At 74.0% G+C, this 12,912-nt stretch carries 12 protein-coding genes; 8 read left to right on the forward strand and 4 right to left on the reverse strand.

From position 1 onward, the window contains the following. Positions 1-433 precede the first annotated feature (433 nt). A complete protein-coding gene (locus LPA42_RS30950) occupies positions 434-3,949 on the reverse strand; it encodes an adenylate/guanylate cyclase domain-containing protein (RefSeq protein ID WP_308291163.1) in 3,516 nt (1,171 codons plus the stop codon). A 199-nt stretch (positions 3,950-4,148) separates the two neighbouring features. Between LPA42_RS30950 and LPA42_RS30955 the strand changes: the two genes are divergently transcribed. After that, the gene (locus LPA42_RS30955; RefSeq protein ID WP_228987051.1) at positions 4,149-4,286 is read left to right on the forward strand and encodes a hypothetical protein; all 138 of its coding nucleotides are present in this window, start codon (positions 4,149-4,151) and stop codon (positions 4,284-4,286) included. A gap of 93 nt (positions 4,287-4,379) precedes the next feature. On the opposite strand, the gene LPA42_RS30960 is transcribed toward LPA42_RS30955, so the two are convergent. Then, on the reverse strand, positions 4,380-5,072 hold the full coding sequence (locus LPA42_RS30960; RefSeq protein WP_043967208.1) for a Crp/Fnr family transcriptional regulator: 693 nt from the start codon (positions 5,070-5,072) through the stop codon (positions 4,380-4,382). A 245-nt stretch (positions 5,073-5,317) separates the two neighbouring features. On the opposite strand from LPA42_RS30960, the gene LPA42_RS30965 reads away from it, so the two are divergent. The 5 genes from LPA42_RS30965 (at position 5,318) to LPA42_RS30985 (ending at position 9,435) form a co-directional block, all read left to right on the forward strand. Then, on the forward strand, positions 5,318-5,815 hold the full coding sequence (locus LPA42_RS30965) for a polyadenylate-specific 3'-exoribonuclease AS (protein WP_043967210.1): 498 nt from the start codon (positions 5,318-5,320) through the stop codon (positions 5,813-5,815). 64 nt (positions 5,816-5,879) lie between these two features. Beyond that, positions 5,880-6,383 carry a pyridoxamine 5'-phosphate oxidase family protein gene (locus tag LPA42_RS30970; RefSeq protein ID WP_077939012.1) on the forward strand — a complete coding sequence of 168 codons (504 nt, stop codon included), beginning with the start codon at positions 5,880-5,882 and terminating at the stop codon, positions 6,381-6,383. Between the two features lie 162 nt (positions 6,384-6,545). Next, on the forward strand, positions 6,546-7,574 hold the full coding sequence (locus LPA42_RS30975; protein WP_077939013.1) for a 6-phosphofructokinase: 1,029 nt from the start codon (positions 6,546-6,548) through the stop codon (positions 7,572-7,574). A gap of 91 nt (positions 7,575-7,665) precedes the next feature. Next, a complete protein-coding gene (proC, locus tag LPA42_RS30980; RefSeq protein WP_077939014.1) occupies positions 7,666-8,484 on the forward strand; it encodes a pyrroline-5-carboxylate reductase in 819 nt (272 codons plus the stop codon). A gap of 12 nt (positions 8,485-8,496) precedes the next feature. Further along, complete coding sequence (locus LPA42_RS30985; RefSeq protein WP_077939015.1) at positions 8,497-9,435, forward strand: aminoglycoside phosphotransferase family protein; 939 nt, start codon at positions 8,497-8,499, stop codon at positions 9,433-9,435. A 104-nt stretch (positions 9,436-9,539) separates the two neighbouring features. On the opposite strand, the gene LPA42_RS30990 is transcribed toward LPA42_RS30985, so the two are convergent. Beyond that, on the reverse strand, positions 9,540-10,232 hold the full coding sequence (locus tag LPA42_RS30990; protein WP_077939016.1) for a TetR/AcrR family transcriptional regulator: 693 nt from the start codon (positions 10,230-10,232) through the stop codon (positions 9,540-9,542). A gap of 53 nt (positions 10,233-10,285) precedes the next feature. On the opposite strand from LPA42_RS30990, the gene LPA42_RS30995 reads away from it, so the two are divergent. Further along, complete coding sequence (locus LPA42_RS30995) at positions 10,286-11,404, forward strand: NAD(P)/FAD-dependent oxidoreductase (RefSeq protein ID WP_077939017.1); 1,119 nt, start codon at positions 10,286-10,288, stop codon at positions 11,402-11,404. Between the two features lie 158 nt (positions 11,405-11,562). Continuing rightward, positions 11,563-11,913 (forward strand): DUF2203 domain-containing protein, encoded by a 351-nt coding sequence (locus LPA42_RS31000; RefSeq protein ID WP_043967223.1) that lies wholly within the window; start codon positions 11,563-11,565, stop codon positions 11,911-11,913. Positions 11,914-11,920: 7 nt separating this feature from the next. Here the strand turns inward: LPA42_RS31000 and LPA42_RS31005 are convergent, their stop codons facing one another. Further along, positions 11,921-12,868 carry a threonine/serine dehydratase gene (locus LPA42_RS31005; protein ID WP_043967225.1) on the reverse strand — a complete coding sequence of 316 codons (948 nt, stop codon included), beginning with the start codon at positions 12,866-12,868 and terminating at the stop codon, positions 11,921-11,923. Positions 12,869-12,912 lie beyond the last annotated feature (44 nt).

Here is a 12,912-nt window from a genome sequence, read left to right on the forward strand (position 1 = left end):
CCCCCGTCCCCCGTCCCCGGACCGGTGATCAAGAGAAGAGCGTCAGAGTTGATCTCTGCGATGACACAATTCTCTTGATCACCGGCCCGAGGGGGGCAGCGCGGGCGGGGCCCGGCAGGCAGGGGGAGGGACGGAGGGGCAGAGGGGCGGAGCGCGGGCGGGGCGGGGCATCGGGTGGTTGGTGATGTCGTATGTGACTCAGCTGCGTAGGTGCCGCATCGCAGGAGCGGCTCTCGCGTTGGCGCGTTCTCGCACTTGTTGGCGGAGGGCGGTTGCCCGGCCGGCGGCCTGTCTCGTCCTCAGTGGTCGGGCGGGATGGCCTTGGCGCCCGTGAATCCGGCGGACGCGGTATGCCGGTGGACCTGGCAAGCCCGGTGGATCCCGTTGACCGGAGGATCCGTCGCCGGGCCTGGTCGCCGCCCGGTCGGCAGGGCTAGTCGGTGGTGCCGGCTAGCCGGAGCAGGCCCGGGGCGTGGTTGCGGGCCGCGAACCCGCGCACCTCGGCCAGCACCTGCGCCGCGCCCGCCGGGTCCACCTCGCGCAGGGTGGGCACCGACAACGCGGCGGCGAGCACGTGGTCGGTCAGGTCGCCCATCCGCCGGTACTGCTCGGCCGCCGACCGGAACAGCTCGGCGGCGGTCCGGGCGTCGCCGGTCGACCCGGCCAGCGCTGCCTCCGCCGCCTGCCCGGCGGCCCGCGCCCAGGGCGTCATGCGGGGCGCGGAGGTCAGCAGTCGGCGCACCCGGCGGGCCGCGTCCCCGCCGAGCACCACCGCGACGTGGCCGATCGCCGGCACCCACTCGGCGAACGGGATCTCCCGGGTCCGCCGCCAGTCCTCGTCCAGCTCGGCGAGCAGCCGCAGCGCCTCGGCCTCGCGCCCCTGCACGGCCCGGCACAGCGCCGCGTGGGCCAACGTGGACCGCAGCACCCGGTGGAAGCCGGACCGCCGCCCGGCAGCCACCGCCCGCTCCACCTGGTCCGGGCCGCCGCCGTCGGCCGGGGCCTCCGGGTCGCCGCGCAGCGTCCGCATCCAGCCGGACACCGCGACGATGTGCATGTCCCACTCGCCGGTCGGCCGGCGCGTCGACTCGGCCGCCAGGTCCGCCGCCGCACCCCAGTCCCCGGCGTAGTACGACCGGGCCCACTGGTCCTCGAAGCTCGCGGTGAGGCTGTGCTCGCCGCCGAGGTCCAGCGAGCGCTGCTCGTCCACCAGCCGCGCCGAGCCGGCCAGGTCGCCCTCCTCCTGCAACGCCCAGGCCAGGTTGTGCACCGCCCGCCGGCGGCTGGCCAGCCGTTCCACCCGGCAGTGCTCGGTGATCTCGACCAGCTCCGCGTACGCCTCCGGCACCCCCGACAGGTAACGGGCCACCGCGAGGGTGATCCGGGCGCTCGCGCTGACCTCCCGCAGCTGGAGCCGCTCGGCCAGGCCCGCCGCGGTCCGGGCCGCCGCGCACGCGGGCTCGGTCTCCGCGTTGAGCATGTGCACCCGGGCCAGCTCCAGCAGGGCGCTCGCCTTCTCCTCGCTGTCGGGCAGGTCGGTGTAGATGCCGATGGCCCGGTCCAGGCAGCGCAGCGTCTCGGCCCGGTCCGCCCGCCGCCACGCGGCGGTGGCGAGCAGCGTCCAGGCCCGCGCCGCGCCCGTCGGCTCGCCGGCCCCGGCCAGCTCGCCGGCCAGCCGGGCCAACCGTGCCGCGCCGCCGTCGACGAGGAACGCGTCCCCGTCGCGGAACAGCGCCAGCTCGGCGTCGAACAGCTCCAGGGTCGGCTCGGGTCCGCCGGGCAGGGCCAGCGCCCGCCCCATCAGGGTCGCGGCGGTGTCCAGCGCGTGCAGCTCGTACGCCCGGCGGGCCGCCCGGTGCAGCGCGGCCCGCGCCGCCGGCACGTACGGCGTGGTGTCCAGCCCGACGGTACGGGCGATCTCGTGCGCCGCCCAGCGGTGGTTGGCGAGCACCTCGACCAGGTCCTGCTGCCGGCCGTCGGTGACCTGCTCCAGCCAGTCGGCGGTGCTCTGGTGGCGCGCCACCCGCTCGGTGCGGGGCAGCCGCTGATAGCACACGTCGCGCACCAGGACGTGCCGGAAGCGGTACTCGGGCTGGCCCGGCATCGTCGAGCTGGGCTGCTCGTACACCAGGTCCCGGCGCTGCAGCCGGCCCAGCGCCCGCTCCACCCACCGCACGGGGCGGCCCAGCGCGGTGGCCACCGGCCCCGGCCAGAACTGCACGCCGACGACGGCGGCGGCCTGGAGCACGGCCCGGTCGGCCGGGTCGAGCAGGTCGAGCCGGTTGGCGATGACCGCCTGCACCGTGCGCGGCATCTCCGGCGTACGGGCCGGGTCGGCCCGCCCGGCGGGGTCGACGAGCCCGCCGTCGAGCAGCATCCGGGCGTACTCCTGGGCGTAGAGCGGGTTGCCGTCGGCGAACTCGATCAGCGGCCCCCGGGACGCGGGCAGCAGCGCGGACTGCCCGAGCAGCAGCGAGTAGAGGGTGTCGATGTCGGAGTCGTGCATCGGCGGCACCGAGATCGACATCGCCCCGCTGATCGTGCCCGTCCAGGCCGGGTGGCGCTCCCGCAGCTCGGGCCGCGCGGTCGCCAGCACCAGCAGCGGCACGCCCCGGGCCGCCGCGCCGAGCTGCTCGACGAAGGCGAGCATCGCCTGGTCGGCCCAGTGCATGTCCTCGAACACCAGCACCGTCGGGCCCGCCGTGGCCAGGGCGAGCAGGAACCGCCGCCAGGACGTCTCGGTCTCGCCCGGGGTGAGCCGCTCGCCGGGCAGGCCGATGAGCGGGCCGAGCGGGTCGGCCAGCCGCACGGCGTGCGGGTCGCCCAGCCGGGCCAGCCGCTGCCGCAGCCGGTCGCCGAGCGCCGCCGGGTCGTCGACGGTCGACACGCCGACCCAGCCCTTCACGATGTCGGCGAGCGCGGCGTACGTGACGTTCTCGCCGAACGGCGGGCACTGCCCGACCAGCCAGGTGATCGGCGGGCCGGGCAGGCTGGCGGCGTGCCGGGCCAGCTCGCGCAGCAGCCGGCTCTTGCCCACCCCTGCCGAGCCGAAGACGGTGACGAGCTGCGAGGTGCGCTCGGTCACCGTGCGGTGCAGGGCGTTGACCAGCAGGCCGCGTTCGTGTTCCCGGTTGACCATCGGGGTCAGCTCGGCGGTGGTCAGGTCCCGCTGGGGCAGCGCCCGCACGGCCAGCCAGATCCGGCTGACCGCGGAGCGGCCCCGCAGCGTCACCGGCGGCCGGTCGGCGTACTCCATGTCGTGCCGGGTCGCCGCCCAGGTGCTCTCGTCGACGACCACGCCGCCCGACGGCGCGAGCGACTGCAATCGCGAGGCGGTGTTGACCACGTCCCCGGTGACGAAACCCTGCCCGCCGTCGCGGGCGGCGGACAGGTCGACCAGCGCCTCGCCGGTGGCGATGCCGACCCGGAAGCCGAGCGGCGGGTGCGGTCCGGCCGGCTGGCGGGCCAGGTTGCGTTGCAGCTCCAGCCCCGCCCGTACGCAGCGCAGCGCGTCGTTGTCGGTGGCCACGGGCGCCCCGAACAGCGCCATCACCGCGTCGCCGATGAACTTCTCGACCACCCCGCCGTACTGGTGCACCAGCCGTCGTACCGTGGCGAAGTAGGCCTGCTGGAGGTTGCGGGCCTGCTCCGGGTCGGCCCGCTCCGCGTACGTCGTGAAGTCGACGATGTCGATGAACAGGACGCTGACCTGCCGGCGGTCCTCCTGCACGACCACCGGCCGGTCCCGCAGCGGCTGCCCGCAGCTGGTGCAGAAGTTGGCCTCGACGCTGTTGGCGTGCCCGCAGGTGGCGCAGCCACGGGTCAGGGCCTGCCCGCACCCACCGCAGAAGCGGTCGTCCGGACCGGCTTCGCGTGAGCAGTGTCCACACTTGAGGTCGATGGTCGGCTCCAGAGCGCGAGGTGGGCCCAGTATCGCGCCAGGCGGCAGAGTCGGCTACCCGATATGCAGGCGGATCGTGCGCCCGACCGGGTCAGACTAACCTTCCGCTCAGGACATGAAACGCCAGGAGAGTGCCGTGCACGTACGACTGTCAGCCGCGTGGACGGACCCGCGAGGCACCATGTGGGCACCGGGCGACACGGTCGACGTCGACGCCGTCACTCTCGCCGCATTGGAGGAGCAGGGCATGGTAGACACGCCGGACGGTCAGGGCACCGCCCCCGACCAGGGCAGCACGAAGACCACCACGACGACCAAGCCGACCGACCCGACGAAGATCGGCCCCGGCCCGAGCGCGCCGCCCGCGGACGAGCCGGGCAAGTGATCCGACGCTGACGCCGGCCGTGCCCTGGTGGACGCGGCCGGCATCAGCGCTCAGGCCGGCGTGGGCCGTCGCTCGGGCCGGCGCAGCGGTCGGTCAGCGGTCGCTCATGCCGGCGCGGCGGCGCAGCGCCGCCACGTCGGTGACCACGATCCGGCGGCCCTCCGTGCGCAGCCAGCCCCGGCTGGCGAAGGACCCGATGGCCTGGTTGACGCTCTGCCGCGAGCCCCCGGCCATCTCGGCGAGCTGGCTCTGGTTGAGCTCGATGGTGATCATCGGGGCCTGGCTCTCGCCGGCCAGCCGCACCAGCGTCTTGGCCACCCGGCCGGGCAGGTCGAGGAAGACGTGGTCGGCGTTCTGCTCGGTCAGCCGGCGGATCAGCCCGCCGAGGGAGCGCATCACCGCGTCGAGGATGCGCGGGTTGGAGTGCACCAGCTCCATGAACGCGGGCCGGGACAGCGCGAGGGCGGCGCAGTCCTCGATCGCCTCGGCCGACGCGGAGCGGGTGGAGGCGTCGAGCAGGGAGACCTCGCCGAGGACGTCCGGGGGACGGATCACCGACAGCACGGCCCGCTCGCCGGTCGGCGCGGTGCGGAACACGGCCACCGCGCCGCGGCGCAGCACGATCAGGGACTCGCCGGGGTCGTTCTCGACGAAGAGCAACTGGCCCTTGCGGTACGTGCGCGGCACCGCCGCCGCGATCACCCGCTGCCGCACCTCCGGCTCCAGGCCGGCGAACATCTCGACACCCGTGAGCGCGTCACCCGGCTCCGGCAGGCGCATCTCCACGGCCCAACCCCTCCCCGGTAAAGGACCTCAACTCGCGGCCGGGTGAACCCGTCAGCCCCTGCCGCGAGGTCGCGAACCGGTTCGGTGTCCGGTAGCGGCACTCATCAGATCATGACGGCCCGGTCGCCCGCTGTACACCCCCGGCGACACTTCCGTAACAGTCCCGAGCTGCGGCGCAGGGGCGTCGTGCCGGGCGCGCCCCCCGGCTGGCGGCCGGTGGCATCGGTGGGCGAGGATGGCGGGCGATGGTATACCGCTACTTCTACGACTGCGAGTTCATCGAGGACGGGCGCACCGTCGACCTCGTGTCGATCGGCGTCGTCGACGAGAACGGGCGCGAGTTCTACGCCGTCTCCACGGAGTTCGACGACTCCCGCGCCGTGCCCTGGGTGCGCCGCAACGTCCTGGACCGGCTCCCCTCGCCAGCCGACCGGGCCTGGCGGTCACGGGAGCGGATCCGCGACGACCTCTACGACTTCCTGATGGAGCCGATCCGGGGCCGGCCGGGCGAGCAGCTGGAGCTGTGGGCCTGGTACGCCGCGTACGACCACGTGGTGCTGGCCCAGCTCTGGGGCTCGATGCCGGGGCTGCCCCGGGAGATCCCCCGGTTCACCAAGGAGCTGCGCCAGCTCTGGGACGACCGGGGCCGGCCGCCCCTGCCGAACGCCGACGCGGCCCGGCACGACGCGCTGGTCGACGCCCGGCACAACCTCGCCCGCTGGCGTGCGATGACGGCCCGCTGATCAGGTTTGGCGGGTGCTCTCCGGGGCACCGGGTCGGCGTCGAGCCGATCGAGGGAGTGCCGCCATGAGCAGTGAGCCGACCAACGCCGCCGACGCCCGCAACCGGGTGACCGAGCTGGTCCGCGCCGCGCGGATCTGCATGCTGACCACCATCGGGCTGGACGGCCGGCTGGTCAGCCGGCCGATGGGCCTGCAGGAGGCGGAGTTCGACGGCGACCTGTGGTTCTTCGCGTACGCCGACTCGGCCAAGGTTCGCCAGTTGCGGGTCAACCCGGAGGTCAACGTGGCCTTCGCCGACCAGCGCAACCACGCCTGGGTGTCGATCGCCGGCACCGCCCAGGAGGGGTACGACCGCCGGCACGCCGAGCGGCTGTGGCACCCGCTGCTGAAGACCTGGTTCCCCGCCGGCCTGGACACCCCGGGGCTGACCCTGATCAAGGTGCATGCCGGCTCGGCCGAGTACTGGGACTCGCCGGGCAGCACCGTCGTCAACCTGCTCGGCCTCGCCAGGGCGGCGGTGACGGGGAACCCGCCGAGGGCGGGGGAGAACCGCGAGGTGACCTTCTGAGCGGTGGACGCCTGCCCGGGGCGCGCTGCCGGCGGATTGTCGCGGCGGCTACAGTTCGCAGGGACGGCCCGCCCCGGGCCGGCAACGGTGCCGAGGTCTGATCCGACACTTATCCTGGGGCAAATCGGGCTTCACCTGATGCTCCAGGAGGATGAGCAGATCATGCGTATCGGCGTGCTCACCGGCGGCGGCGACTGCCCGGGTCTCAACGCGGTTATCCGGGCGGTGGTCCGCAAGGGCGTCGCCACCTACGGTCACGAGTTCGTGGGCTTCCAGGACGGCTGGAAGGGCCCGCTGGAGGGCCTGTCCAAGCCCCTCGGCATCGCCGAGGTGCGGGGCATCCTGCCGCGCGGCGGCACCATCCTCGGCTCGTCCCGCACCAACCCGTTCAAGATCGAGAACGGCGTGGAGCGGATCAAGGAGAACCTCGCCGCGCAGGGCGTGGACGCGCTGATCGCGATCGGCGGCGAGGACACCCTGGGCGTCGCCACCAAGCTGCACGAGCTGGGCGTCAACGTCGTCGGCGTGCCCAAGACGATCGACAACGACCTCGGTGCCACCGACTACACCTTCGGCTTCGACACCGCCGTCAACATCGCCATGGAGGCGATCGACCGGCTGCACACCACCGCCGAGAGCCACCACCGCACCCTCGTCGTCGAGGTCATGGGCCGGCACGCCGGATGGATCGCCCTGCACGCCGGCCTGGCCGGCGGCGCCAACGTCATCCTGCTGCCCGAGCGCAAGTTCGACGTCGAGCAGGTCGCCGGGTACGTCGAGAAGCGCTTCCAGCACCAGTACGCCCCGATCGTCGTGGTCGCCGAGGGCGCCCAGCCGCTCGACGGCCAGATGATCCTGCACAACCAGGAGCTGGACGCGTTCGGCCACGTCCGCCTCGGCGGCATCGGCCAGTGGCTCGCCGAGCAGCTGGAGGCCAAGACCGGCAAGGAGGCCCGCACCGTCGTGCTGGGCCACATCCAGCGCGGCGGCACCCCGACCGCCTTCGACCGGGTGCTCGCCACCCGGCTCGGCCTCCAGGCGATCGACGCCGCCCACGAGGGCGACTGGGGCAAGATGGTCGCCATGCAGAGCACGGACATCGTCCGGGTCCCGCTGGCTGACGCCACGGCCGAGCTGAAGACCGTGCCGCTGGAGCGCTACGAAGAGGCCGAGGTCTTCTTCGGCAGCTGACGCCAACCCGGTGCGCGCGGCGGTTCCCCGTGGAGCCGCCGTGCGCGCCGCTCGGCCCCGCCGCCCGGCGGGCCACGAAAGGGGTACGACCATGGCGGTGGGCGACCACACCGTTGCGGTGATCGGCGCGGGCAAGATCGGCGAGCTGATGCTCTCCGGGCTGCTGCGCTCCGGCTGGCCGGTCGGCCGGCTGCTGGCCACGGCCCGGCGGCCGATCCGCGCCGAGGAGCTGGCCACCCGCTACGGCGTACGGGTGGTCGACAACCTGACCGCCGTCGGCGAGGCCGACGTGCTGGCCATCTCCGTCAAGCCGCAGGACGCCGCCGCCCTGCTCGACGAGATCGGGCCGAAGGTGCCCGCCGACAAGCTGGTCATCTCGCTCTGCGCCGGCCTGCCGACCAGCTTCTTCAACCGGCGGCTGCCCGAGGGCACCCCCGTGGTGCGGGTCATGACCAACACCCCGGCCCTGGTCGACCAGGCGATGAGCGCCATCTCGGCCGGCGCCCACGCCACCGGTGAGCACCTCGCCCTGGCGGAGGAGATGTTCACGCCGCTGGGCGCGACCGTCCGGGTTCCCGAGTCGCAGCAGGACGCCGTCACCGCCCTGTCCGGCTCCGGGCCGGCCTACTTCTACCTCCTCGTCGAGGCGATGGTCGACGCCGGCATCCTGCTCGGCCTGCCCCGTCAGGTCGCCCACGAGCTGATCGTGCAGACCGCGATCGGCTCGGCGGTCATGCTGCGCGACTCCGGCGAACACCCGGTCAAGCTGCGCGAGGCGGTCACCTCGCCCGCCGGCACCACGATCTCCGCCATCCGCGAGCTGGAGAACCACGGCGTACGCGCGGCGATGCTCGCGGCCCTCGAAGCGGCCCGCGACCGCGCCCGCGAGCTGGCCGCCCAGTCCGAGTGAGGCCGACGGGCGATGTCAGACGTGGGGGCTGACGACGTCCCGGATCTCGGCCCGCTGCCCGTACGCGTCGCCGTCGACGCGGCCCAGGTGCGCCGGCTCGTCGCCGGCCAGTTCCCGCACTGGGCCGACCTGCCGGTGGAGCCGGTCGCCGACGGCGGCTGGGACAACTGGACCTTCCGCCTCGGCACCGGCATGTCGGTACGCCTGCCAAGCGCGGTCGAGTACGCCGAGGCGGTCACCAAGGAACACCGGTGGCTCCCCGTGCTCGCCCCCCGTCTCCCGCTGCCCGTCCCCACCCCGCTGGCGGAGGGCGGGCCCGGCGAGGGCTACCCGTACGCCTGGTCGGTCTACCGGTGGCTCGACGGCGAGACCGCGCGGGCGGACCGCATCGCCGACCCGGTCCGGTTCGCGCTCGACCTGGCCGGGTTCGTCGTGGCCCTGCAGGGTGTCGACGTCGCTGACGGTCCCCGCCCGGGCCTGCACAACTGGTATCGGGGCGGCACCCTGCGCACCTACGACGGGCTGGCCGACCGGGCGCTCACGGCTCTCTACGGGCGGATCGACGTGGGCCTGGCCGGCGAGGTCTGGCGACGCGCCCTGGACGCGCGCTGGGACGGTGCGGAGCGCTGGTTCCACGGCGACCTCGCGCAGGGAAACCTCCTGCTCGACGACGGGCACCTCGCGGCGATCATCGACTTCGGCACCTGCGGAGTCGGCGACCCGTCCTGTGACCTGGCGATCGCCTGGACGCTGCTGACCGCCGAGGGCCGGCGGGCCTTCCGGGAGCGGCTGGCCGTGGACGACGCGACCTGGGCGCGCGGGCGTGGCTGGGCGCTCTGGAAGACGTTGGTCAGCTACGCGAACGCGCCGCACGGTGGCGCGGCGGCGGCGACCTCGCGGAGGGTCCTCGACGAGATCTTCGTCGAGTACACCAACGGCGACAGCCGGTGAAGCCCCGCGCCGATCAGGAGCCGAAGGCTCGGTAGCTCAGCGATCCTGGTCTGAAACGGCCCCCGGAGGGGCCGACATCTACCAAGATCTACTACACGGGCAACTCACGCCGGCGGCCGGGTGAGCCTGGCGGCCACCGCGTCGAGGACCCAGTCCAGGCCGGTCGCGAAGGACGCCCCGGCGTCCATGTCCGTGCCGTCGTACACGGCCCTGGTCAGCGCCGGGAAGCGGCCCGTGGCCAACATCTTCCTCAGGTGGGGGCCGGAGGCGCGCTGCCAGTCCCGCTTGGACAGGCCCGTGGCGCGCTCGGCCCGCAGGTTCGCGATCTCGCGCCTGATCGCGCCGGTGAAGTAGGCGCTGACGGTCTCCACGGCGCGCATGACGGTGTCGACGTCGGCGAGGCCGTCGAGGGCGGCCAGCGTGGCCTCGGCCACGGCGAGGCCGTGCGGGCCCAGGGTCGGGCGGCCGCCGAGCAGGTCGGCAAGCCATTCGTGGCGGAGAGCGGCCTGTCTGGTGCGGTGGGCGAGGACGCGCAGCGCCTCCCGCCAGTCACCGGGCTGTTCCTCGGGGAGGATCTCGGCGTAGACCTCGTCCACCATGAGGTCGAACAGCTCGTCCTTGGTGGAGATGTATCCGTACAGCCGCATGGGGCCGGCGTTCAGTCGGGCGGCCACCTTGCGCAACGACACCGCCGCGAGGCCGCCCTCGTCGGCCAGCGCGATGGCGGCGGCGATGATCCGCTCCCGGTCGAGCGGCACGGGGGGATTCGGCGGCGCCGGCCGGTCCCACACGGTCATGGTCACTCCCTGCTGTTGCGGTGCATCCTAAGGGAGGAATACAGTGTATCGCCATGAGACAGCGTATCGCGGTGGTCGGAGGTGGCCCTGCGGGCCTGACCTTCGCCCGTGTCCTGCACCGCCACGGCCACCCCGTCACCGTTCTCGAACGCGATCCGGCCCCCGACGCCCGTCCCCCGGGCGGCACGCTGGACCTGCACGAAGGGCTGGGCCAGCTGGCGCTGGACAAGGCGGGGCTGCTGGCGGAGTTCCGGGCGCTGTCCCGCCCCGAGGGGCAGGCCATGCGCATCCTGGACACGGACGGGGCCGTGCTGCGCGACTGGCGACCCCGGCCGGACGAGCGGGCCAATCCCGAGATCGACCGCGGGCAACTGCATGGCCTGCTGCTCGGCCCTCTCGACGTCCAGTGGGGGCGGCGCGTGACGCAGGTGGTGCCGGGGACCCGGGACGGCGTACTGGTCCGGTTCGCGGACGGGCCACAGGAGACGTTCGACCTCGTGGTCGGCGCGGACGGCGCCTGGTCCAAGGTCCGCCCGGCGGTCTCGCCGGTGACACCGCACTACACGGGCGTCAGCTCGGTCGAGACCTCCCTCGACGACGTCGACACCCGCCACCCCGACCTCGCCCGGTTGATCGGCGACGGGTCGGTGGCCGCGTACGGCGTGAACCGGTCCCTCGTCGCCCAGCGCAACAGCGGGGGGCACGTCAAGGTGTACGCCAAGTTCCGCGCGCCGCTGGACTGGCACACGGGTCTGGACCTGGCCGACGTCGAAGCCGTCCGATCGAGCCTGCTGGCCCTGTTCGACGGCTGGGCCGATCCCGTCCTCGACCTCCTCCGCCGCGGCACCGGGTTCGTCCACCGCCCCTTCCACGCCCTGCCCGTGTCCCACACCTGGACGCACGTCCGCGGAGTGACGCTCCTGGGCGATGCCGCCCACCTGATGCCGCCGTTGGGGGCTGGCGCGAACCTCGCGATGCTGGACGGCGCCGAACTCGCCGAGTCCATCGCCGCCGCCCCCGCGGATCTGGACGGGGCGGTCCGCACCTTCGAGGAAGAGATGTGGACCCGGGCCGGCAGGTGGGCGAAGATCACGACTGCCGGTCTGGAACGCCTCGTGAGCCCGGACCCCGCCGAAGCCCTCGCCCAGTTCGACCAGGTCCAGCCGTCCTGACGGCCGACGTCCGGTCGGTCACGGTGGCCGACCCGCCGCTCGACCTCACCGACCCACGTACGGCATCCGGATCCTCGACGCGACGACCCGGGCCGTCGCCACGTCGGCCGGGCTCGACACACCTGCGCAGGACGGGACCCGTGCCCCATACTGGCGCGGTGTTCACCCTCGCCCAGGCGCGTCACCTCGTGGCCACCCTGCAACCGCGCATCGACGAGCTGATCCGGCTCCGCGCCGACCTCGCCGAGCTGCGCGCCGACCTCGCCGACGGCGGGCTGAGTCCGCTCGGCGGCCTCGCCGAGGTCAAGGGCCTGGAGGCCCGGCTGCACGGCGTCGTGGACGAGCTGCACGAGCACGACATCCAGGTCAAGGGCATCGCCCCGGTGCTGCTGGACTTCCCCGGCGAGCGGGGCGGCCGCCCGGTGCTGTGGTGCTGGCTGGAGGGCGACTCCGACGTGCGCTGGTACCACCGCGTCGAGTGCGGTTTCGCCGGCCGCCGCCGGGTGTGAAGGAGGGTCAGCGCAGCGTCGCCAGCGCCGCCGGTGAGACGTTGCCGCCGCTGAGCACCAGCACCACGCGGGTGCACGACGCGGCACTGACCAGGCCGGTGCGCAGCGCCGCGTAGGTAACGGCGGCGGACGGCTCGACCAGGAGTTTCGTGGCGTCCAGCAGCTCCCACCACGCGCCCCAGATCGCGTCCTCGGCGACCTCCACCACGTCGTCCACCAGGGCCTGGATGTGGGCCAGGGTGTGCCGGCCGGCGAAGGGGGCGGCCAGCCCGTCCGCCATCGACCGTGGCGGCGTGGCCGGGGCCGCGCCTCCGGTGCGCAGGGCGTGCCCGACGGCGTTGGCGGTGGCCGGCTCCACGCCGACGATCCGCGCGGTCGGTGCCGCCGCCCGTACCGCCGCCGCCACGCCGCTGATCAGCCCACCGCCGCCCACCGGCACCAGGACCAGCCCGGGCGGCGGGCCGTCGGCCAGGATCTCCCGGCCGATGGTGGCCTGGCCGGCGATGACGTCCGGGTCGTCGAACGGCGGCAGCAGGTGGTATCCGCGTTCCGCCGCGATGGCCTCGCAGGTGCCGAGCAGGTCGTCGGTGAGCACGACCTCCCCGCCGTACCGGCGGACCGCCTCGATCTTGGTCGGCACCGCGTGCGGCGGCATGCACACCACGGTGGGCAGGGCGTACGCCTGGCCGGCGTACGCCACGGCCATCGCGTGGTTGCCGGCCGAGAAGGCCGCCAGGCCGGCCGGTCGGCCGGCGCGTTCGGTGAGCGCGAGCAGCGCGTTGAGCACCCCGCGGGTCTTGAAGCTGCCGGTGTGCTGCAGGTTCTCCGCCTTGACCCACAGGTCGAGGCCGTACTCGTCGCCGATGTGCGTGCAGGCCAGCAGCGGGGTGCGGACGACCCGCCCGCCGATCCGCCGCTGCGCCGCCGTGATGTCGTCCGCGCTCACCAACTGCACACGGCGCAGCCTAGCCGCCACCGCACACCGCCTCACGCCCCCGC

The sequence above is a fragment of the Micromonospora sp. DH13 genome (genome assembly GCF_020873825.1).
Classification (GTDB): Bacteria; Actinomycetota; Actinomycetes; order Mycobacteriales; family Micromonosporaceae; genus Micromonospora; species Micromonospora haikouensis.